At 46.0% G+C, this 22,232-nt stretch carries 24 protein-coding genes; 13 read left to right on the forward strand and 11 right to left on the reverse strand.

Annotated features, from left to right (window positions below; genetic code table 11):
• Positions 1–47: 47 nt before the first annotated feature.
• The 3 genes from dxs to H8K33_RS14620 are packed head-to-tail and all read right to left on the reverse strand — an operon-like array spanning position 48 to position 3,030.
• On the reverse strand, positions 48–1,886 hold the full coding sequence (dxs, locus tag H8K33_RS14610; protein WP_186891788.1) for a 1-deoxy-D-xylulose-5-phosphate synthase: 1,839 nt from the start codon (positions 1,884–1,886) through the stop codon (positions 48–50).
• A 2-nt stretch (positions 1,887–1,888) separates the two neighbouring features.
• On the reverse strand, positions 1,889–2,776 hold the full coding sequence (locus H8K33_RS14615) for a polyprenyl synthetase family protein (RefSeq protein WP_186891789.1): 888 nt from the start codon (positions 2,774–2,776) through the stop codon (positions 1,889–1,891).
• Complete coding sequence (locus tag H8K33_RS14620; protein WP_186891790.1) at positions 2,773–3,030, reverse strand: exodeoxyribonuclease VII small subunit; 258 nt, start codon at positions 3,028–3,030, stop codon at positions 2,773–2,775. The genes H8K33_RS14615 and H8K33_RS14620 overlap by 4 nt, the downstream gene beginning before the upstream one ends.
• A 488-nt stretch (positions 3,031–3,518) precedes the next feature.
• Between H8K33_RS14620 and H8K33_RS14625 the strand changes: the two genes are divergently transcribed.
• Together H8K33_RS14625 and H8K33_RS14630 are read left to right on the forward strand one after the other, a co-directional pair.
• Entirely contained in the window at positions 3,519–5,954 is a 2,436-nt protein-coding gene (locus H8K33_RS14625; RefSeq protein ID WP_186891791.1) for a DUF1631 family protein, read from the forward strand.
• A gap of 542 nt (positions 5,955–6,496) precedes the next feature.
• On the forward strand, positions 6,497–7,783 hold the full coding sequence (locus H8K33_RS14630) for a Glu/Leu/Phe/Val family dehydrogenase (protein WP_186891792.1): 1,287 nt from the start codon (positions 6,497–6,499) through the stop codon (positions 7,781–7,783).
• Positions 7,784–8,242: 459 nt separating this feature from the next.
• On the opposite strand, the gene H8K33_RS14635 is transcribed toward H8K33_RS14630, so the two are convergent.
• On the reverse strand, positions 8,243–9,391 hold the full coding sequence (locus H8K33_RS14635; RefSeq protein ID WP_186891793.1) for an IS481 family transposase: 1,149 nt from the start codon (positions 9,389–9,391) through the stop codon (positions 8,243–8,245).
• A gap of 246 nt (positions 9,392–9,637) precedes the next feature.
• Here H8K33_RS14635 and H8K33_RS14640 point away from each other — a divergent pair, with 246 nt between their 5' ends.
• Positions 9,638–10,516, forward strand: coding sequence for a transporter substrate-binding domain-containing protein (locus tag H8K33_RS14640; RefSeq protein WP_186891794.1), 879 nt, complete (start codon positions 9,638–9,640; stop codon positions 10,514–10,516).
• Between the two features lie 8 nt (positions 10,517–10,524).
• Here the strand turns inward: H8K33_RS14640 and H8K33_RS14645 are convergent, their stop codons facing one another.
• Positions 10,525–10,866, reverse strand: coding sequence for a type II toxin-antitoxin system RelE/ParE family toxin (locus tag H8K33_RS14645; protein WP_343043831.1), 342 nt, complete (start codon positions 10,864–10,866; stop codon positions 10,525–10,527).
• Positions 10,867–10,874: 8 nt separating this feature from the next.
• Positions 10,875–11,114, reverse strand: a complete 240-nt coding sequence (locus tag H8K33_RS14650) for a type II toxin-antitoxin system ParD family antitoxin (RefSeq protein WP_186891795.1) — start codon at positions 11,112–11,114, stop codon at positions 10,875–10,877.
• Positions 11,115–11,298: 184 nt separating this feature from the next.
• Here H8K33_RS14650 and pyrC point away from each other — a divergent pair, with 184 nt between their 5' ends.
• Positions 11,299–12,348, forward strand: a complete 1,050-nt coding sequence (gene pyrC / locus H8K33_RS14655) for a dihydroorotase (RefSeq protein ID WP_186891796.1) — start codon at positions 11,299–11,301, stop codon at positions 12,346–12,348.
• A gap of 7 nt (positions 12,349–12,355) precedes the next feature.
• On the forward strand, positions 12,356–13,174 hold the full coding sequence (locus tag H8K33_RS14660; protein ID WP_186891797.1) for a DUF3025 domain-containing protein: 819 nt from the start codon (positions 12,356–12,358) through the stop codon (positions 13,172–13,174).
• 155 nt (positions 13,175–13,329) lie between these two features.
• On the opposite strand, the gene H8K33_RS14665 is transcribed toward H8K33_RS14660, so the two are convergent.
• The 5 genes from H8K33_RS14665 to H8K33_RS14685 form a co-directional block, all read right to left on the reverse strand.
• Positions 13,330–13,575, reverse strand: a complete 246-nt coding sequence (locus tag H8K33_RS14665; RefSeq protein WP_186891798.1) for a YdcH family protein — start codon at positions 13,573–13,575, stop codon at positions 13,330–13,332.
• 81 nt (positions 13,576–13,656) lie between these two features.
• Positions 13,657–14,535, reverse strand: a complete 879-nt coding sequence (locus H8K33_RS14670) for a MurR/RpiR family transcriptional regulator (RefSeq protein ID WP_186891799.1) — start codon at positions 14,533–14,535, stop codon at positions 13,657–13,659.
• Positions 14,536–14,864: 329 nt separating this feature from the next.
• Entirely contained in the window at positions 14,865–15,317 is a 453-nt protein-coding gene (locus H8K33_RS14675; protein ID WP_186891800.1) for a DUF2147 domain-containing protein, read from the reverse strand.
• Positions 15,318–15,649: 332 nt separating this feature from the next.
• Positions 15,650–16,636 (reverse strand): SRPBCC family protein, encoded by a 987-nt coding sequence (locus tag H8K33_RS14680; protein WP_186891801.1) that lies wholly within the window; start codon positions 16,634–16,636, stop codon positions 15,650–15,652.
• Positions 16,599–16,979, reverse strand: a complete 381-nt coding sequence (locus H8K33_RS14685; RefSeq protein WP_186891802.1) for an ArsR/SmtB family transcription factor — start codon at positions 16,977–16,979, stop codon at positions 16,599–16,601. The genes H8K33_RS14680 and H8K33_RS14685 overlap by 38 nt, the downstream gene beginning before the upstream one ends.
• Positions 16,980–17,413: 434 nt before the next feature.
• Here H8K33_RS14685 and H8K33_RS14690 point away from each other — a divergent pair, with 434 nt between their 5' ends.
• The 8 genes from H8K33_RS14690 (at position 17,414) to H8K33_RS14725 (ending at position 22,061) form a co-directional block, all read left to right on the forward strand.
• Positions 17,414–17,806 carry a DUF1801 domain-containing protein gene (locus H8K33_RS14690; protein WP_186891803.1) on the forward strand — a complete coding sequence of 131 codons (393 nt, stop codon included), beginning with the start codon at positions 17,414–17,416 and terminating at the stop codon, positions 17,804–17,806.
• Between the two features lie 104 nt (positions 17,807–17,910).
• A complete protein-coding gene (locus tag H8K33_RS14695) occupies positions 17,911–18,378 on the forward strand; it encodes a VOC family protein (protein WP_186891804.1) in 468 nt (155 codons plus the stop codon).
• Between the two features lie 185 nt (positions 18,379–18,563).
• A complete protein-coding gene (locus tag H8K33_RS14700; RefSeq protein ID WP_186891805.1) occupies positions 18,564–19,112 on the forward strand; it encodes an STM3941 family protein in 549 nt (182 codons plus the stop codon).
• 254 nt (positions 19,113–19,366) lie between these two features.
• Complete coding sequence (locus H8K33_RS14705; protein WP_186891806.1) at positions 19,367–20,452, forward strand: potassium channel family protein; 1,086 nt, start codon at positions 19,367–19,369, stop codon at positions 20,450–20,452.
• Between the two features lie 188 nt (positions 20,453–20,640).
• Positions 20,641–20,868 (forward strand): addiction module protein, encoded by a 228-nt coding sequence (locus tag H8K33_RS14710; protein ID WP_186891807.1) that lies wholly within the window; start codon positions 20,641–20,643, stop codon positions 20,866–20,868.
• Entirely contained in the window at positions 20,865–21,158 is a 294-nt protein-coding gene (locus H8K33_RS14715) for a type II toxin-antitoxin system RelE/ParE family toxin (RefSeq protein ID WP_186891808.1), read from the forward strand. The genes H8K33_RS14710 and H8K33_RS14715 overlap by 4 nt, the downstream gene beginning before the upstream one ends.
• A gap of 289 nt (positions 21,159–21,447) precedes the next feature.
• On the forward strand, positions 21,448–21,684 hold the full coding sequence (locus H8K33_RS14720; RefSeq protein WP_186891809.1) for a type II toxin-antitoxin system Phd/YefM family antitoxin: 237 nt from the start codon (positions 21,448–21,450) through the stop codon (positions 21,682–21,684).
• Positions 21,684–22,061, forward strand: a complete 378-nt coding sequence (locus H8K33_RS14725) for a type II toxin-antitoxin system VapC family toxin (RefSeq protein WP_186891810.1) — start codon at positions 21,684–21,686, stop codon at positions 22,059–22,061. The genes H8K33_RS14720 and H8K33_RS14725 overlap by 1 nt, the downstream gene beginning before the upstream one ends.
• The last annotated feature ends 171 nt before the right edge of the window (positions 22,062–22,232 follow it).

Consider the following 22,232-nt stretch of genomic DNA (forward strand, 5'->3'; position numbering starts at 1 on the left):
TGAGCGGTGCGATGTGATCCATTACAACTGTGATGTGCTTGGAATAATCAATAGAAACGATGGCGAATTGACGCTTCGATTCCTTCTGCATTCAATCCACATTGGGCTAACAACAGAGCCGGATCGCCATGATCGACAAATTTGTCTGGCAAGCCTAAGATCAGTACCGGCTTTGCAAGTCCAGCTTCTGCCAATGCTTCGGCAACGGCAGAACCAGCACCACCCATCGTACAGCCTTCTTCAACCGTCACAAAGGCATCGTGGCTTGCAGCCATTTCTTTGATCAAGTCTGTATCCATTGGTTTGATAAAACGCATATTGACCAAGCTTGCATCAAGCGCTTCTGCCGCCAACAAGGATGGATGCACCATAGAACCGAAGGCGAGAATCGCGACTTTCTTGCCTTGGCGTTTCAATTCAGCTTTACCGATAGGCAGCGCCGTCAATTCTTTTGCGATAGTAGCGCCTATACCCGCACCACGTGGGTAGCGTATCGCCGCTGGGCCTGGATATTGATAACCCGTCGTCAGCATTTGTCGACATTCGTTCTCATCACTTGCTGCCATCACCACCATATTTGGAATACAACGCAAATAGGCTAGATCATAATTACCTGCATGGGTTGCACCATCTGCACCGACTAAACCAGCGCGATCTAAGGCAAAGGTGACATCCAAATTTTGTAAAGCGACATCATGAATTAATTGATCATAAGCGCGCTGCAAAAAGGTCGAATAAATCGCGACCACTGGCTTTAATCCTTCGGTCGCCAAGCCACCCGCAAAGGTCACGGAATGTTGTTCTGCGATGCCAACGTCGTAATAACGTTGTGGGAAGCGTTGTTCAAATTCCACCATGCCCGAGCCTTCGCGCATCGCTGGTGTAATACCGATCAGCTTGTCATCGACCGCCGCCATATCGCACAACCAATCACCGAAAACCTGTGTGTAGGTTTTCTTCGCTGGAGCAGCGGCGGGTTTGATACCTTCTGCTGGATTAAATTTACCAGGACCGTGATACAAAATCGGATCGGCTTCAGCCAGTTTATAGCCTTGCCCTTTTTTGGTGACCACGTGCAAAAATTGTGGTCCTTTGAGGTTTTTGATATTTTGCAAAGTCGGAATCAAGGATTCCAAATCATGTCCATCAATCGGGCCGATATAGTTAAAACCAAACTCTTCAAACATCGTCGCAGGAACAATCATACCTTTGGCATGTTCTTCAAAACGACGAGCTAATTCCAGCATCGGTGGCGGCAATACGGATTTGCCGACATTGCGTGCTGCTGCGTAAAATTTGCCTGACATCAAACGTGCTAGATAGCGATTTAATGCGCCGACCGGCGGCGAGATCGACATATCGTTGTCGTTCAAGACGACCAGCATATTGATATCGTCGTACACGCCCGCATTATTCAATGCTTCGAATGCCATGCCAGCCGTCATTGAGCCATCGCCAATAATCGCCACCGCATGACGAGATTCTTTTTTGGTGCGTGCTGCCAACGCCATACCTAGCGCTGCGGAAATCGACGTAGAAGAATGGGCAGTACCAAAGGTATCGTATTCACTTTCGACGCGACGCGGAAAACCTGAGATGCCGTCGAGCTGACGCAGGCTATGCATTTGATCACGACGTCCAGTCAGAATTTTGTGCGGATAGGTTTGATGACCGACATCCCACACTAAGCGATCTTCAGGTGTGTTGAATACATAATGCAAGGCAATCGTCAGTTCCACTGTGCCAAGATTCGAGGACAAATGGCCACCAGTTTTTGACACAGAATCAATCACATATTGGCGCAATTCATCTGCCAATGACGCTAATTGATTGCGGTTAAGCTGGCGTAAATCTGCTGGCGAATTAATCGTAGTAAGTAAGGACATTATTATGCTTTCCGCTGAACGATGAGATCTGCTAAATCGTGCAGATATTGGGCGGACTCTCCGAAAATTGATAGCGCTTGATGCGCATCATTACATAGTTTTTCTGCTAATTGGCGCGAAGCTTCCAAGCCTAATAAAGATACGTAGGTCGGCTTATTATCGGCCGCGTCTTTGCCTGCCGTTTTGCCTAGTGTGACGGAATCTGCGGTGGCGTCCAGCACATCATCTACTACTTGAAATGCTAAACCGATTGCAGCGGCATATTGATCTAAGGCCTTGGTTTCGTCACTTGTTAAATGCTTGCCGCTGATCGCGCCTAGTAAAACGGACGCACGCAACAAGGCGCCAGTTTTGAGTCTATGCATCTGTTCTAGTTCTGTGATATTGAGTGCAATACCGACGCTATCCAAATCAATTGCTTGACCACCGCACATACCCAAAGAGCCAGACGCGTGTGCCAGTAATTGCAACATCGGGAGTTTGCGATCGGCTTCTGCTTGTGCTTCACTTAACACTAAAAAAGCCTGTGCTTGTAAGGCGTCACCCACCAATAATGCTGTCGCTTCATCATATTTCTTATGAACGGTTGGTTTGCCACGACGAAGTGCATCATCATCCATGCAAGGCATGTCATCATGTACCAATGAGTATGCATGAATCATTTCGACTGCGCAGGCAGCACGTGATAAAAGTTCGTTTGGCGCATCAAATAAATTACCAGCAGCGAAGACGAGTAGTGGACGTACACGTTTGCCACCATCGAGCACGGCATAAGCCATTGCTTCATGCAGCTTCTGCGGTAGCTGTGAAGGCGCAGGCAAATATTGGGTCAGGGCGATTTCGACAGCGGCTTGGGTGGATTTCATCCATGTCTGGAATTGCTCAGTCATGTCAAATCCTCGTCATGATTACTATCGGATTGAAAAGGTTTTAGCATGCCCGCGTCGAGAATTTTGACTTGTTGTTCTACTTTCTCTAATTGCGAGGCGCAGTATTTGATGAGTTCAGAACCGCGTTGATATGCCGTTACTGATGCTTCTAATGGTAGTTGGCCAGTCTCCATTTGCGACACCAATTCACTCAGTTCCGTCATTGCACTTTCGAACGATGCTGGTGTGACATTTGTTGGTAATTTCTTTGACATAGAATAGTTTGCAAGGTAGATTGCAGGAGTGGCAAGCACGGTAAGGCTGGCGTCCCTCGAAAACCTCGTATTTTAGAGCAAAGGGGCTGTATATGTGGAGATATCCAAGCTTATCAGAAGCTTAATTCTTGATTTAGTCTGGTAGAGTCTCTTCTAATTGAGGTAGATTGAGGCGGATTTGAGAGAAGACTTCATAATTAAGCCAAGTAAAAAGCAAGGTATAAAAACAATAAATAAGTAATGAAACAAGCATTAGTTGAGATTTAGGACAAATTCAAAGCAAAAAATGCTTAAAAAATGAGCGAAATTGCGTTTCGAACATTTCCATGTGGAAATTAATTGAATATAGTCCTCAATATGAAGAAATCAAAGTCAATCATTGTTTCCCCCGCTTTTTCATGTTTTCTGCAAAACTTGCCGTAATTATTCATTTAGTATCATGTTGTTAGCGTAGTTGCTATTAAGGTTCGTGTCGTTAAAAATCTTTTATGTCGATAAATCAAGTACATCAAAAGCAAGCAGATCAGAGTCGTCGTGAGGTGGCGCCAATTCCGTTAGAAAAATTGGACACTTGGCAGGCTTTGGTGCAACACGCCTATCAATTAGTGACGCCACACATCGATGCATTCGCTGCGCGTCTGTCGCATGCACTGTTCGTTAAATCTGAAGAATCGAACGATGCAAAAGAAGCCAACCTCTATTTTCATGGCGCGCAACTCCTGAAAAACAGTACCTATACTTACTACTATCTTTGTTCCGGCACTTTAGAAAAAATTCTTAAAAGTGAATCTGCTGCTTTACGTAGTAATGAGAAAAAAGCACCGGTTAGTTTGTCAGATGAAGGCATGTCCCTGGTCTCTTATGAAGAGATGGACTTGAAGTTGAGCATCAGCCGCGCCAGTCGCACTTTAGAATTAACTCACGCTGAAAGTTTGGCTGCGTTAAATATGCGTCTGGCTAGTTTGCTCGGCGTGGAAACCTTGAATTTGAGTCAGAATCCATTCCGCCCTGAGATATTTTTGAAAGCATTTAACACCGCATGGTGTGAGTTCAATCCAGAAAAATCGGCGCACGATTTTGTATTGCCTTTGCTCAGTGATTTGCTCTTTGATTTAACGCCTGTGTATCACGGCTTAAATGAATTATTGGTGGTGCGTGGTGTGCTACCTGATCTGCAAGAAACCTATCGCCTTAAACGTAAACAAGCCAGCGCAGAAGCTGCCAGAGTTGGCGAGGTGGTGAAGAATGAAGTGACGAAAAAATTAGAGCAATATTTTTCGTCACAATCAGGATTGTCTGGAGCTAGTGAACAGCTACCTGTTGGACATCCCAACGCGGCTGCTGGCACTGGCGCTGGCGGCATGTCTTTCCCAATGGACCGTGGCAATTTTCAACCAGCAAGTTCAGAGCTGTTCCAATATCTGGCAGGTGTACAAAAAAATATGGCGATACACCAGCTGGTTTCTGGTGCGCAGCAAGCAGTTCGTTTGTCGCATCTGAGACAAGAAATGCCGGCGATGTTTCATAGTGGTGTTGAAAAACATACCTTTGACTTGATGTCGCATGTATTTGATGGTGTTTTAAGTAATCAAGAAATTGCTGACCCGATCAAAGACTTAATCAGTGCACTCCAAGTGCCGGTACTGAAAGCAGCCTTGATCGATAAAGATTTCTTCTTTCAAGATGCGCATCCAGCACGTCGCTTGATTGATTTATTGTCGAAATACAGTTCGGCCCTCGATCCTGCGAAAGGGCAGGCCGATCCGCTTTTTCAAGAAATGCAGCGCAATGTCACGCGGGTTCAGAATGAGTTTGATCAACAACTCAGTTTGTTTGATGAAGTTGTGACTGATCTGGAATCTTTCATCCAAAAAGAGGAAGCCGCCACTATTGATGCACTGCAAGCGCCGATTAATCGAGCCTTGCAAAGAGAAAAGTTTGTTCAAGCAAGCATTTCTGCGAATAATGATATCTCGATGCGGATAGGTACCGGCGAAGTGATGGCTTTCGTTGAGACCTTCTTAGAAAACCGATGGACCAAAGTATTAACTTTGGCGTACAGCGTGCAAGATCAAAAACCACACGCAGTCGAAGACGCCATTAAAACGATGGACGATTTGATTTGGAGTATTAAACCCAAGTTCACTTTGGCACAACGCCAAGATATGATCAATCGCTTGCCTGGGATTTTGGCGCGTTTAAATAAGTGGCTAAGTTTGATTAAGTGGGAAGATGCCGATCGCGTGCAGTTTTTTGCTGATCTGGCGGAGTGTCATGCGTCTATCGTACGCGCTCCTTTGGAGTTGTCGCCAGAACGACAAATGGAAATTGCAGTTGAAGCCGCCAAAATTGCAACGGAGCGTCGTTTAGAGCAAAGAGCAAAGGCAGAAGCAGAAACGAAAGCGAAAATAGAAGCGGAAGAAGCAGAAAAAGCACGCTTAGTAGCGCTGGCGGTGGAAAAGGCGAAAGCAGACGCGAAGCTCGCTGCTGAGCAAAAAGCCAAGCAATTGGCAGCAGAAGCACAGGCCACTGATGCGCAAGCTCAGCCAGTTGATATCTACCTACCAGAACTGAATGACGTGATCATTCGCGAAGAAGATTTAATCGCGAAGGTTGAGCAAGCCATAGAAGAAGCGGTTAGTACGGTTGATAATTTGGAGCGCGGAGTGTGGGTACAGTTCCGAATGATGGATGAAAGTGTACAGAGAGTGCGATTGGCGTGGATTAGTCCCATGCGTAGTTTGTTTATTTTTACGTCGAGTCAAAAAGAGAAATCGTTTTCTGTGGCGGTGAATGAGTTAGAGAAAAATTTCCGCGAGGGCCGTGCCAAGGTCGTGTCGGTCGATCACGTGGTTGATCAGGCTTTGTTGAGTGCGCTGAATAAATCGACTTCGCAAGTGCCAACAGAGCCCGTAACTGTTTGACTTGTTTGATTAGATTTTGCAATTTTTTATTTCATGAGGTTCAGCGTTTTTATAAAAAATATTCAGCAATAAATCATCAAATGTCAGCTTAGATTTGAATCCCAGCAGATTCATCAACGATAAAAAAAAGATCGCCTACAAAAGAGGCGATCTTTTTTTTCGTCTCATGATTGGCGGATGCCGAATCGGCCTCGAGAGCGCTCTTGTGGGGGAATTTAATCCATTATTGGAAGAATGGATTTGCTGTGATTTTCTAGTTAATTTTTTAAGTAGGACTGACGTAAAATCACCCCAGCATCGTCGTTGCCACCTCACCTAGCTCGAACAATTTTGCCTAAACCTTATTCGAGTGATTTATGTTTAAAAATATAACTATGCGTGATATGCATAGATAAATGCAAACAAAGCATTGGAGAGTATCAAGCCTCTTGCCTTAAGATGCGCTGCCTTTGATCGGAATAGTTTTATTGCTGAGTGCTTTTCGGTCAAAACGACAATTCAATATTCCAAGAATCAATTTACTCAAAAAAGCGAGACTTACCATGTCTAGTAATCACCAAATCCCGTCCTACCTTACCCCACATGCGACTGGCCCATGGAATGTGTACCTGGAACAAATCGACCGCGTTACGCCTTACCTCGGTAACTTGTCACGCTGGGTCGAAACCTTGAAACGTCCTAAGCGTATTTTGGTGGTGGATGTGCCTATCGAACGTGATGATGGCACGATTGCCCATTTCGAAGGTTACCGCGTACAGCACAATACTTCACGCGGCCCAGGCAAAGGTGGCGTGCGTTTTCACCAAGATGTGACTTTGTCTGAAGTGATGGCGCTGTCTGCTTGGATGACAATTAAAAACTCTGCGGTGAACGTTCCTTACGGTGGTGCAAAAGGTGGTATCCGCGTTGATCCTAAGACTTTGTCTCGTGGCGAATTGATGCGTATGACGCGTCGTTATACATCTGAAATCGGTATTATCATTGGCCCAGACAAAGATATCCCAGCACCAGACGTCAACACCAATGAACAGACCATGGCGTGGATGATGGACACTTACTCCATGAACGAAGGTCGTACAGCGACTGGCGTGGTCACTGGTAAACCAATTTCGCTTGGTGGTAGTTTAGGTCGTCGTGAAGCGACAGGCCGTGGTGTATTCGTCGTCGGTTGCGAAGCTGCAGCGAAAAAAGGTGTGACGATTGCAGGTGCAAAAATCGCCGTACAAGGTTTTGGTAATGTTGGTGGCATCGCGGCACGTTTGTTTGCTGAAGCCGGCTCCAAAGTTGTTGCAGTACAAGACCACGGCGGTACGATTTTCCACTCCAATGGTTTTGATGTACCGAAGTTATTGGAACACGTCGCAGCAAATGGTAGCGTCGCTGGCTTCGCTGGTGCAGAAGCGGTATTGCCGAATGAGGAATTCTGGAAAGTCCAATGTGACATCTTGATTCCAGCCGCTTTGGAACAGCAAATCACTGAAGCAAATGCGAACCACATCACTGCAAAGATTATTCTCGAAGGCGCAAACGGCCCGACGACACCAGAAGCTGACGATATCTTGCGCGACCGTGGTGTCTTAGTTGTACCAGACGTGATTGCGAACGCCGGTGGTGTAACGGTTTCTTACTTCGAATGGGTACAAGATTTCTCCAGCTATTTCTGGACGGAAGATGAAATCAATAATCGTCTAACACGCATCATGAAAGAAGCCTTCCATTCAGTATGGCAAGTGACAGAAGATAAGAAAGTATCTTTGCGTACTGCTGCGTTTATTATCGGTTGTACGCGTGTACTACAAGCGCGTGAAGTGCGTGGCCTCTATCCTTAATTGAGCGTAGCGATAAATTCGATTTTCGGGCGCATAGCAGCGTTGTCTGTCCTCGCAATATTGACATATTGCTGCGGCAGAAGCCTTGCTCTGCATCTCGAGAATCAAATTTCTCTTGACTCAAGATACTCTGTGGGGAATCACGTTTGGCTTGTCAGGTGGCGCTTTCTCCGCTTCTGGCGATGTCAATTGTGCAGAGCAGAAAATGGATAAAGAAAGCGTTGTTGTTGGAGCGAAGCGAGTTTCAACGCTTTCCCATTTTTTGCTCTGCATAATTGGGAACCCGAAGGGAGATTGATGGGGTTGCGCAAAGTATGCTTTGCGCCATTAATCTCTAAGCTGCTCGCAAGCAGCGCAGTGGACGCGACAGCGCGGTCGCCTTCTTTTGCTTACTTTTCTTGGCGAAGTGTATAGACTGGAGACATAGGTAACACCTGTATCGAGACATGGGTAACACATTTAAACGGGGTTTGTGGGTTTTCGCAAGTCTATTTGCAGTATCTTTTGCCGGCAGTAAAACAAATCAAAAACACCGTCAGTTTGATTCACAGGTCGAGCAGCGATAATTTCACGATGTAATGCTGCAGAGACCTTGATAGATTGCTTCTTAAATTTTATCCATCCCTCCCAACCGACTTTGATCACTAGATCAGTCGATAAATATTCCACTGACGGCAGGTGGCTTGGGTAACTAAACGGACTTGATCTATATCGAGTAACTGGCGTTCGCATCTCAATGCCTTCATGAGGCCGTTCTGTATTATAAATTTGACGCCACTCATCAAATGCCATCTGCACTTTTTGTAGATCAGCGAAGTTGTTTCCAGCGATGACCTCACTTTTAAGTGTTCTATGGAAGCGCTCGATTTTTCCATTCGTTTGAGGGTGAGCCGGGCGACTATGACTTACCTGTATGCCTAAACGAATCAGCCACATAGTGAGCTTCGTTATGCCTTGACTCGGTTGTTTTGGTGTACCCCACGGAGGACCGTTATCAGCGTTAATTCTTAATGGCATGCCGTAGCGCTCAAATGTTGATACTAAGGCTGATTGCACTGCATCATGATTAGGCCGACTGCAAGCCTGTAATAATAAGTTGAAACGAGAATGATCATCGAGTAAGGTCAGCGGATAACAGATTCCTTTGAGCGTTTCAAAATAGCCTTTGAAATCGATTTGCCAGAGAGAATTGGGTTCGTCATGCTCAAAACGCTGCCATGGCGTATGCTGCTCAATCGATTTCGGCGTGATTAAATCGTGCCGTCGCAAAATATGAGTCACCGTGCCAGCCTGCGGCAATTGAGCATATCCAATATCTTCGAGTCGCTGCAATATCTTACGTCCGCCCCAACAAGGATGTTGAATGCGTAGATCGACCACGATCTTCTCAAGTTCGGAACTGGTACGCATCGGTGAATGAAGAGGCCTTCGAGATCTATCTTGAAGCCCAGATTCGCCATATTGAGCAAAACGTTCGAGCCACTTATAAGCCGTTTTGGGGCTAATGCCAAAACGACGGCAAAGCTCTCTGCGATTGGCTCCTTCTTGGTTGGCTAGTAGTACAAATTCTAAACGTAGATCCATAGTATCGGCTGTATTCCAGGTCATGTTGATAACTCCCTTTAGGCACCTTTTATGATGTCCTAAATGTGTTACCTATGTCCTGATACACCTGTTACCTATGTCTATAGTCTATACAGCGAAGCAAGAAAAGTGAGTGGCCGACGGGCCACCCCCGGCCAGAGGTAGTAAAGTTTAGCTCAAGAAGTTGAAACCAAACCATCACCCTCCACAACACACAATTCCCTCAAAGTGTAAAATACCACGGCAAACATTCCCCCAAAAAGGAACACCGTGTTTAAGTTGTTAAGTTATGTTTTGATTTTGTTTATCGCAACAGAAGTCCATGCCGTCGACACCTTGGCGCGTATCAAAGAACGCAAAACCATCGTCATCGCGCACCGCGAAGCCAGTATTCCCATTTCTTATTTATCCGAAGACAGCAAGCCCATAGGCTATGCGATGGATATTTGTAGCAAAGTAGTAGAGCGCATTAAACGTGAATTAAAACTCCCGCAACTAGCCGTCAGCTATTTACTAGTGAACCCATCGAATCGACTATTAGCGATACAAGAGGGCAAGGCGGATATGGAATGCGGCATCACGGCGAATACTGCCGAGCGACGTAAACAAATGGCGTTTTCCATTCCTTACTTTTTTTCGGCAACACGTTTATTAGCAAATGCTAATGTCAACATGAAAAATTGGACAGACCTACCGCAAAAGCGTGTGGTCGTCGTTCGCGGTAGCGTTGCGTCAAGTTTGTTGAGACAGCAAATTCAACTGAAATTTTCAGAATTAAAAATCACAGAAGTCAGCTCCTCACGCACAGCGTTCGAATTACTGCAAGGTGGGCAAGGAGATGTGTTGGTCGGTGAAGAAGTGGTTTTGGCAGGACTACGCGCCAGCGCAGAAACACCATCACAATGGAAAATTGTCGGCGACGGCATAGGCATAGAAGCCCAAACTGTCATGTTAGCCAAAGACGATCCTGCTTTGAAATCACTGATCGATAAAGAAATTGCACGAATGATCAATGAAGGTGAACTTAGCAAAGTGTACGAAAAATGGTTTATGCAGCCATTGCCAACGACAGGTGTGAATTACGCTTCGCCTATGAGTTTTTTACTGCGTGATAGTTTGCGTTTTCCGTCGGATAAGGTGTTCAATTAGCTTGAGTGCTAAGCGTTCTCATCGCTCAACAACCAAGTAGGAATGTCACGTTGTTGATGCAAGATGCGCCAGATGTCGATGCAATTCGATTTTTCCAGATAAAAAATAAGATAAGGAAAATGCCTACAAGGCCAGCAACGCAAGCCAGGTAGACTCAGTGTATGAGCGTATCGTGGCGAACCTGATTCAGGGTAAGTTTGAATATGTTGAATTGCGGCTTCTAATTCGGTTATGAATTCAAGTGCTGCTTTGGTCGCCTCTTGCTCTAGGTAATAGCTAAGAATTTCTTGTATGTCGGCATCTGCGCGGACTCGGCGTAACACAGGCTTGCCGCTGATAGATTCGCTCACGGCTAAAACTACTTAGATTTGCTATTCTTGATGATCGAGCGTAAACCATCAAAGTAGTTTTGATCAAATTGCCCAATCACTTGCGATTCTGCTCCTTCAATGAGTAAGGCGCGTAATTGTTGTCGTTCTTGATCTTTTCGAATGAGTTCACGTACATATTCGCTGGATGTGCCGTAATGTCCCTGTGCTACTTGCGTATCAACAAAGTTTTTGAGGGGCTCTGGAAGTGAGATATTCATTGTGCTCATGCGAACATCTTAGAAGTCTTGGCAAAATTTGGCAAGAATTTTATACGTGCTGTTTGATTGTGCATAAGCATCTACACCTTTCAATACGTGGAAAGTGCTTATTCAGGATTCAAAACGGTAAAATAGAGGCTATTTTGATGTTCACAGAATAATCATTACCACTTTATCGTTTTAGCGAGCTTTTATGACCACTACTTCCATCCAAGAATTAAAAATCACCCGCCCAGACGATTGGCATCTTCATCTGCGCGACGGCGATGCCTTAAAAACCGTATTGCCACATACTGCAGCGCAATTTGCGCGTGCGATTGTCATGCCGAATTTGAAGCCGCCTGTGACCACGACTGAGTTGGCTGGTGCTTACCGTCAGCGTATTTTGGCGGCGCTGCCAGAAGGTATGTCGTTTCAGCCTTTGATGACTTTGTATTTGACCGATAACACGCCACCAGATGAAATTCGTCGTGCCAAAGATAGTGGCTTTGTACATGCAGTGAAATTGTATCCGGCGGGGGCGACGACGAATTCTGATGCGGGCGTGACGGATTTGCGTAAGTGTTATAAAACCCTAGAAGTCATGCAAGAAGTCGGTATGCCGTTCTTGGTGCATGGCGAAGTGACTAGTCCCGAAATTGATTTGTTTGATCGCGAAGCCGTTTTTATTGACACTGTGATGAAGCCACTACGTGCGGATATGCCGGAACTGAAAGTCGTGTTCGAACACATCACCACCAGCGACGCAGCAGCGTATGTGGCGGAAGCGAGCGGCCCAATTGCAGCGACGATTACTGCCCACCATTTGCTGTATAACCGTAACGAGATTTTCAAAGGCGGCATTCGCCCACATTACTACTGCCTGCCAGTGTTAAAGCGCGAAACACATCGTCAAGCCTTGGTGAAAGCCGCGACTTCGGGCAATCCACGTTTCTTCCTCGGTACCGATTCTGCGCCACATGCTAAGGGCGTGAAAGAACATGCTTGTGGTTGTGCCGGTTGCTACACCGCTTTGCATGCGATGGAATTGTATGCACAAGCGTTTGATCAAGTGGGTGCATTGGACAAGTTGGAAGGTTTCGCCAGTTTCTTTGGTCCTGATTTTTATCAATTGCCACGCAATGCTGGCAGCATGCGCTTAAAACGCGAAAGCTGGACTTTGCCAAACGAACTCAGTTATCTCGACGGTAGTTTAGTACCTTTGAATGCAGGTGAAACCATCAACTGGAAAGTCGCAGTGTAATTACACGATGACGAAGTTTTATTCGGTTATTGACTGGTCACGTCCTTGGCTGGTGTCTATTCTTCCTGCAGCAGAAAAACTTCTGGCGCAGGAAGATTGGCGTGTCGCTCTAAATCACACAGCGGATGAACGCAAATTGCGCAATCATCGTAACTTGCCACTGTTATTTATTCCGCAAGAAGAATTACCCGAAGGTATTGCCTACGAAAGTCACATCAGCCATGCAGGTAAAGTACCAACGCGTGAAAATCTGCATGACTTTTTTAATGCCTTGGTATGGCTGAGTTTTCCGCTCATCAAACGTCAGCTTAACGCCTTGCAAGCAGCCCAGATTGAAAGCCTAGGTATAGGAAAATCACGTGGCCCTGCGCGTGATGCGGCGACGATTTTTGATGAAAACGCGGCGCTCTTAGTGTTGGAAAATTCTGAGCGCGGACGCAGACTTTTAAATTGTTTGCGTGAACATCAATGGCAACAAGCTTTTATCGAACATCGTCATGATTTTGGTGAAGTGGTGCAGGTGTGGAGTTTCGGTCATGCCTTGATGGAAAAACTGGTGCAACCTTATAAGGGCATCACTGCGCACGCTTGGGTAGTGTGGGTTGAGCCAGATTTTTTTGTGCAAGATCGTCGTCAGCAAGCACAACAACTCGATGCGCAAGTGAGCGCGCAATTGCAATCACATACCTTGACGACTGCCGATTACACACCTTTACCGGTACTTGGTGTACCAGGTTGGTGGGATGGACAAGATCCTGCCTTTTATGCGGATGAGAAAGTTTTTCGTGCAAAGCGCTCAAGCGAAAAAAGTGAATTACGCACCTAAAAAATCATAAAAAAATCACAAAAAAAAGCGAACCGGAGTTGAGCTCGCAGTTCGCTTTAAACTTGCCTTACTAAAACCAAACAACTTAATTCAATCAAACGATACCGCGTGCAATGTGATTGCCACGTGCATTGCGTTTGAATGATTTTTGTAAATTAAGCAGGATGTGCCTGCAATAACTGGAATAATTGATCTTTCAAATGGATGCGTACTTTTTTCAAAGTTTCTAAGGCTGCATCGCCCAAATGTTCTACGCCATTTTCTGCACGATTAATGGCCTTATCTGTGTCAGTATATTCGTCGAACAACTTGGCAAAGTGCGCGTTCGCTAACTTCAGCGTGTGAATTGTTTCTTTGAATTCTGGAAATTCGAGTGCCAGTGGGTGGTGTTCAACTTGCATGGGAAAAGCTCCTTTGGTAATGATTACCAAGTGATGATAGAGCTAATCCCAAAACAAGAACTGATCTAGATCAAGTGTCGCCTACTTTTTACCATGATGCAGCCACGGCAGCATTAATTCCGTCGTTTCCGCCGCGATATCAACTGGCGATTCTGATTGATGTGCCACTGCAGCGCAAATAGCTTCAATCAGGCACAACACAATACCTTCGGAATTAAATTGTGGCTTGGTCGGTGTGTACAGAGTTAAGTCGGCGATCGTTGCGATCGGTGAACCTGGGCGATCTGTCAATGCAAGAATTGGTACGCCGCGTCGTTTGGCTTGGCCTGCCAAGGTCACGACGTCGCTGGAATAGCGTGGGAATGAAATCGCAATCACCAAGTCACGTTCGCTAAATTTATACAAAGTGCGAGCGACTTGTGCCGGTCCGCCAGTACCGATATTCGCTTGCACATTATTGCAGTAATTCGTTAGCGCATGGCACATGATGCCACCTAAATAGGCGCTGGCACCGTAACCAACAATGTAAATGTTTTCTGCTTCCAGAATCATTTTCACAGCGCGGTCGTAGATATCAGATCGAAACTCTCGTCGTGTTGCTTCTAAGTTACTGATGTCGTCCGACAAAGATCGGTTGATTACTTCAGAACTGCTCGATGCCATACTGATTTCTGAACGCAATCCCTCAATCGGTGCCAGCATGGTCTCAAACCCCGAAACCAATTCAGCACGAAATTGTGGATAACCATCAAAGCCCAGTGCGCGGGCGAAGCGGTTGGCGGTTGCGTTAGAAATACCAACGGCATCAGCTAGTTCGTCGATCGACATGGTGGCAGCTCTGAATGAGTTACCAACGACATAGTCGGCTGTGATTTTGTGTGACTTGGATAAAGAACTATAGATCTGGCCTATACGTTCGTTAATTGACCCTCCCTGGGTCTTGCTCTTTTTTGGGCTCATTATCGTTTTCTTGGTATTGCTTATTTTTACCAGCCTGTTCGAGCTGAGCTGGCCCCAAATTTTTGATAGTTCTTATTTATTTGACTATTTAATATCTGGAAAATACCACAGGTCGCTGGCGCTATCAATCGTTCGCGAAAAAACTTTGACTAACTTCGCTTATCTTGATCAATCTGCCTCGATCTTTTTTGATGAATGCGGCTTTTCAACCAAAACCTCATGTTCGTGGTTTTGAGCAAATAGAGGGGAGAGGAGATGGGGATGGGTATTGCAGCGTTTTAAGATCAATGCTGTGCATTGCGCCAGCATTGATCTGAGATGCGTAAAGCTTACTCTTCGCGAACCCAGGTTTGGGTGCGACCAAACATGGGCATGCCAATATAGCCGCGTACTTCCAATTTCTTGTTACTTTCAACTAGTTTGAGTTTGCTGCTATAGAGTTTGCCATTGGCCGGATCAAGAATTTTCCCGCCGCCAAATTCGTCACCTTCTTTTTTGATATTAAATAAAATGGTTAAGCCGATCAATGGCTGGTCTTTGTTACTACCTTCGCACTTATCGCATTTAGGATTTTGATCCTGATCTGCTTCGCGGAATAATTTTTCGATTTTTCCTTGAAATTCACCACCAGATTCGCTGATGCGGACTAAAGATTTTACTTTTCCAGTTTTATCGTCGATGGTTTTCCAAAGACCAGCAGGTGAGCTTTGCGCCACTGCCATTTGTGCTGCGAACAGGCTCAGTATAGCGATACCCGATTTGATCAAGCTAGATTGTTTCATGTTGTCTCCGATTTTTATAAAGAGGGAAAAAACTGCTCTTGGATTGTACGTGCAGTTTTTGCGACAGTGCATGAAATTACTAGAGTGATAACTTTAAAAGACCTAATTACAACAAGTTAGGCAAGTATGTAGCCCAGGTTCTATGCATCGTGAAGTTGTCGCTAAGTGAGTGGTCGTAAGGTGAGGGGGGAGGAAGATAGAGTCAGAATGCAAGCAGGATAAAACGCCCTCTCCCACACGTGGGAGAGGCTTGGGGTGCGGGCAGTCAAGAAAGAAAAAAGCCTTCTAGTTGCTAGACCATGGAGCAATGATTAACAGGCGTTGCGCATACCTTATTTATTTTCTAGAAGTGTCTGCAATTGCGCTTCTAACTTATCAAAGGAACCCGTCCATCCCATCGTCATGCCACCACGCTCTTTCATAAACGCTTGCAACTCTTCCGCAGTGACTGCACCAAATGGCTCCCATGTCACGGTTACGCGGGTACGATTGTCGTCTTCTGCGGTGAACTCAACTTTCGACATCATCGTCTCTGGCCAAATTGGTGCCATAGGATGACGCGAAATGTTTTCATGTTCATCGCAAAACTGTTGGGTGTACACCAAGCGATGCGGCTTGTTCATTTCCAGATAGGCAGCGCGCCCATACATCGTCACATTATGCTCGCTGCTGCCGTTCGTCATTTTGTAAAACGAACTACCGCCAACGCGAATGTCGGCACGAATAAACGACATCGTAAAACCCGTTGGTGGTAGCCATTGAGAAAAATGCTCAGCCTTAGTCCACATGTCGTACATCACCTCAATTGGCGCTGCAAAACTACGATTGATGACAAAACGTTCCTTGTGTTCGATTTGCTCTGCAAGGTATTCAGCAAAGCGATCCCAAGTCGCTTCGCCACCCGCTTGTTTGATGAACTTACGTGTTTCTGCAGCCGCTTCGGCTGTCGCTAAAGCCATCGTCATTTCCATCTGGGTTTTCTTGCCAACCGTAGAGAAAAAAACTGTTACGCGAAACAAGGGAGGACTGATTTCCGTCGCGCCGTGGTCATACACCAGTTTTTTGTGTCGCTCGATTTCATGATAGGTCGCGATATTCGGATAGTCAGTACCATCGGGTCCATGCATGGTGTAACGCCAAGTACCACCGACGCTCAAATCTTTGCTGTGCGTAGTGAGTGTAAAGCCACGCGGTCCCCACCACTGCGCAGCTTGCGCGGGATCAGTCCATGCATCCCATACCATCTCGACAGGTGCGTCATACAAACGCACGAGGTGGATTTCATTTGCTTTTGCCAGTGTCTTTTGATTTGCGGACATTCTTTTTACCTTTCTTTGTAGCGGTGACGGTTTGTAGATATAGATCAAGGCGATCAAAACTCTGTTCCCAAAACACGCGATATTGATCCACCCAGTCCGCCGCCAACTTGAGGTTTTCACCATTGAGCTTACAAGGACGGCATTGCGCATCGCGTGTTTTGGTAATCAGACCAGCTGTCTCGAGCACCTTGAGATGTTTAGTAACAGCAGGCAGGCTCATATCATTCAAAAATGGCCGCGCCAAATCCGACACATTCGCCTCACCCTGTGAAAGCTGCGCCAAGATAGCGCGGCGGGTAGGGTCAGCTAATGCCGAAAACGTTAAACTCAGTTGATCTTGCATAATGTACCGATTGGTTAATTAACCGAATGGTTTAATAATAGTTTTGGTTTGAAGACGCGTCAAGTAATTTTTTGAATCGCAGATATTTGCTGGCAGTAGAATTACCGCGTGGTCGGCGATTTTTGTTACAGCTTTCGCTCTGTTCGCGCCTGTCTCAGCAGGTTTGCTTTTGAACGTGCCAGACCCAATGCGTACCGCAAACGTACTTTGACTTGAGGATAATATGATGATCGAGATGGAGCGTCCTCTGCACCAACTGGCGAGCGGCCATCGTTTGTCACGCGATGCGCAGCTGTGCTAGAACAGCGAGTATCGTAGGGACGAAAATTATGGCGGACCGTAGCTCGTGAAAAAGCACTTGAGATATTTGACTAATTGAGGCTTTCCTTTATGATCCTTCTTCACGACAATTGAAAGCCAGCAGGAGGATCGTGATGCATCCAGAGATAGTTAGCTACAACGAAAATCAAGAACCTAGGTTCAAAGAAATATGCCAGCTTCTTGCCCAAGAGATCGATCAACATTTACCTGGTGCGGAAAGCAAAGTTTGGCACGCACACCCCGTTTGGTTTTTGGACGGAAATCCCGTGGTTGGTTATAGCAAGCAGAAGGCGGGCATACGGCTGATGTTCTGGAGCGGGATGGATTTTGAGGAGCTAGAGTTAAACGTCCTAGGCAAAAAATTCAAAGACGCGTCGGTTTTTTATCAGGATGCTTCAGAAATCAACATTTCTAGTTTGCAGAGATGGCTCAACAAAGCGCGAGAAATTCAATGGGACTATAAGAATATAGTCAAAAGAAAAGGTCGCCTAGAAAAACTGCGATGAGCATTGTAGGTCATTCCATAAGATCATGCCCGTAATTCAAAGTTGCTTCTAACCAAAAGCTAGTCTCGACACTTATCCACTTAACTATTTCGAGGAGCAACACCATGAGCAATTCTATACGCACCTGCCTCTGGTTCCGTGACGGCCGAGGCCAAGAAGCCGCGGAGTATTACTGCTCCTTGATTCCCAACAGCAAAGTCGAAAATGCCTATGTGGGCGATAACGGTTATGGTATGTTTTCTGTGATCGATTTCACGCTAGGCGGCGTGCCTTACCAAATCCTCGATGCAGGGCCGATGTTCACTTTGAGCGAGGCAGTGTCGATTGCGGTGGCAACAGACGACCAAGCAGAGACCGACCGACTTTGGGCTGCGTTCACCAGTAATGGCGGTGAAGAAAGCGTCTGCGGCTGGCTGAAAGATCGCTTCGGTGTATCGTGGCAAATCTATCCTAAGCGCTTGCTTGAATTGACCATGAATGCCGACAAATCGGTATCTAGCAAAGCGATGGCGGCGATGATGAAGCAGAAGAAGATTGATATTGCAGAGATTGAGGCGGCGGTTTTTGGATAGAGTGTCATAGGCGAAGCCGTATTACATCGTTCGATAGTATGATGAAAAACGGCAAAACAATTTATTTGCATGCCTAAGGTATTACAGAAAAAATGTGTGGCCATGATTAACGTTCATGCGGCGCAATACGCTTGCGGCTATTGGCACCCTATCAAAAAATTACGCCTTACTAGGTTAGGATTCCCGTGAATACCACCGATGAAAAAGTAATAGAATTGAGTAAGACAAAAATACTGTTTTTGGTCGCAGTTGCGTGCGGTTTTGTCGTTGGTGGTTTTTGGATGCTTCTGTTGGATTCTGCCGAAATTGCAGTACAACGTCGCTTCAATAGTCCCATCCTTGTTCACGGAATTGGTGTGTTATCGATTGTGTTCTTTGGTCTTTGTGCGGTGTTCGGTGTCAAAAAGATTGTCGATAAGAGGCCGGGGCTTATATTGAGTGCGACTGGAATATTCGATAATTCAAGCGGTGTATCAGCGGGACTTATTCCGTGGTCAGAGATCCTTGGGTTTGACATATTTGAAGTGCAAAAGCAAAAAACGCTGGTCGTCAAAGTAACCAAGCCCGAGCGGTATATCGAGGTAGGTGGTTCTGTGAAGCGCGCGCTTAATAGGATGAACTTCAAACTGTGTGGTAGCCCAATCGCTATCACATCAAACGCATTAGAAATCGACTTCGACGAGCTGCTCGAAGTCTGCGATACGTATTTTAAAAAATATGGAAAAAATGCGTAAATGACGCACGGCCAGAAATCATGCAGGGCGGCTGTAACCTGTGCGGTAGACTGATCTCAAACTATGCACATAACCTAGACGGCGCGGGTTACACACGCTCTAAAAGACTGTCATTGATTAAAGTCAAACCTAGGGCAGAAAACGCAAGAACTGATTCCTGAAAAAACGACAGATTGCGCATACTTGTACAAATGTCGCCGAGGCAAAATCGGGCAAGGCTACAATGAGGTCTAAAGAAAAAATCAGTTCAATTTATGCAGATTTCAGAAAAAACTAATCCAGCTTCGATGTCGAATATGCAGCCAAGCGTGGTGAGCGAAAATGCGCAGCTCGTGCGCATTCTTGCGCGTATCGGTTGGGCTACTTTGATTCTTCTGGCATTGATTGGCGTCGGCATCGTTAGCTTCTACTTTATTAGCGACCAAACCAGTTGGGAGAATGCGATCTATATGACGCTGATCACGATCTCTACGGTTGGGTATGGTGAAGGCGTGCCGCTCACATCGTTTGGAGCCAAAGTTTTTGCAGGACTATTGAGTATTTTTGGTCTGGGTGTGTTGACCTTTTTATTCACCAGTTTGACTGTGTTTTTTCTTGAGAAAGATCTGGATTATTCCCTGCGGAGACGACGAATGGAAAAACGTATCAAAAAATTGCGACAACATTTTATCGTATGCGGCTTCGGGCGCGTCGGTCGTAATGTGACACATGAGTTGCAAAAGACAGGGCGTCAGTTCGTTGCCATTGATCCTGAACAAACGAACTTCGACGAGTATTTAGACAAGTTTCCCAACCTGCTTTATCTGCACGGCGATGCTTCTGACGACGATCTTTTGCTTGGCGCAGACATTACCGATGCGCACGGCTTGTTTGCTGTGACGGGTGATGATTCACGCAACCTAATGATCATTATTACCGCCAAACAGTTGAATCCACAGTTACGCATTGTGGCGCGTTCACATGAACTGCGTAATGTCGAAAAGATGCGTAAAGCCGGTGCCGATGAGGTGATTTGCCCAGACTTTACCGGTGGCATGCGTATGGCGTCGGCGATGGTGCGACCTCATGTGGTGAGTTTCTTAGCTGAAATGTTGAAATCAGAAAAAAATCTGCGGGTGGAGGAAGTCGCGACACCGCATAACTTTCCTATCACAGCAATGGGCAATCTACGGCTTCGTAGTCCAGACTATATTTTGATTGCGGTTCGCTCTGACGGTGATTGGACCTTTAATCCCGATGATCAATATTTGCTGCGTGCAGGTGATGTGATCGTGGCGATGACAAGCACGGAAGGACGCGCCGAGATTGAACGTCATCTGTTGGATATGATTCGAGCCTAGTTTAAACTGGCTTTGATCGTATCTTGATTGCTCAAGCGATGAGTGAGCCGCTTCGATTTTTGAAGGCGGATGGTATGTTGAATGGGTATTCGGAATTGATTGAGTTGGTTTAACATTCCAGAGCGAAGGTTTGACGGCCTTATTGGCTTGTGGCAAGCTATCCTAACTTAGCACTTGCATTGGAAATCATGATGTCGTTACCTGTTGAAATTTTGGAAGCAGAAGTACTGCAATTGCCGCCAGCCGACCGTGCGCATTTAGTTGAAAGGCTGATCGCCAGTTTGGATACAGATCCAGCAGTTGAAGAGGCGTGGGCAGCAGAAGTTGAACGACGCCTCATTGAAATTGAGAGTGGAAAAGTTAGCTTGGTATCAGGTAGTGAAGCACTGACGAAATTAAAGGCCGAGTTTCAATGAATTTTATTTTGCACCCAGAAGCGGAGAACGATCTTCGTGAGGCTGCAGAATTCTACAGGCAACGCGCAGGCAGTCGCTTATCGCGTGCATTGATTGAAGAGTTTGAGCATACAATCAATCTGCTTCTCCAACATCCCAAACTTGGCACGCCGTGGCGCCACGATACACGTATGCTGGTGCTAAAGCGTTTTCCTTATTCTGTCATCTACCGTGAAGTTAGTGACCAGATTGTGGTCGTGGCGGTCGCGCATCCGAGTCGTCGTCCGGGCTATTGGTCGGGTCGAAAGTAGAATAGTGACAACGACGTTGCTATTGCGTAGGGTGTGAGGCGAAGCCGTATTACACCGTCCGATGGTATTTTGAAAAACGGCAAAACAATTTATTTGCATGTCTAACATATCAAAAGAAATGATATATGGCCATGATCAACGTTCATGCAGCGCAATACGCCTGCGGCTATTGGCGCCCAACGAAAAGTATACGCCTTACCTGACTGCGCTCGTCAATAAAGGCAATCACTTGCTTTTCAAATTTGCATGGACTAAACTGGACTAACTTTAAGTTCTAAAGAGGTACACCATGCAAGTCATCAATATTCACGATGCAAAAACACAGTTTTCCAAGCTAGTCGAAGCAGTTTCCCAAGGTGATGAAATTGTGATTGCGCGCGCGGGTAAGCCTGCTGCGAGATTGGTTCCAATTAACGCTAAAAAAACTGTTCGTCAGCCTGGCGCCTTGAAGGGGAAATTGCAGATTGCGGACGACTTCGATGCCCCGTTGCCCAGTGATATTCAATCGGCATTTGAAGGTGATTAATGAAATTACTCATTGATACCCATGTCTATCTTTGGTGGCTACAAGATAGTCCCAAACTTTCCGAAAAAGCCCGCACACAAATTCAAGATGCCAATGAGGTTTATGTCAGTAGCGCATCCATTTGGGAAGCAACGATTAAGGCATCGATTGGTAAGTTAAGTGTGGATGTTGATCAGCTCGTCGCAGAGATCAGCAGAAGCGGCTTTCAAGAATTGCCGATCACAGCAGCGCACGCCGCCACGGTCGCGGGTTTGCCTGACATTCATAAAGATCCCTTTGATCGCATTTTGATTGCGCAAGCGATGAGTGAGCCACTTCGATTTTTGACGGCGGATGCGATCTTGAGTGGGTATTCGGAATTGGTGGAGATTGTTTAGTGTGTAGGGCGGGTGCAACCCGCGCGGTAGAGAGGTCAATCAACTATGTACATAGGATAGGCGGCGCGGGTTGCACCCGCCCTACAATGCTGTCTTGCATAGTTATCACAAATGTTGGATGGTAATAGTCTGATCTTATTGTTCTGTAATAATTTAACTCCACAAAACGAA

This window comes from Affinundibacterium amnicola (assembly GCF_014284275.1).
Lineage (GTDB): Bacteria > Pseudomonadota > Gammaproteobacteria > Burkholderiales > Burkholderiaceae_D > Undibacterium > Undibacterium amnicola.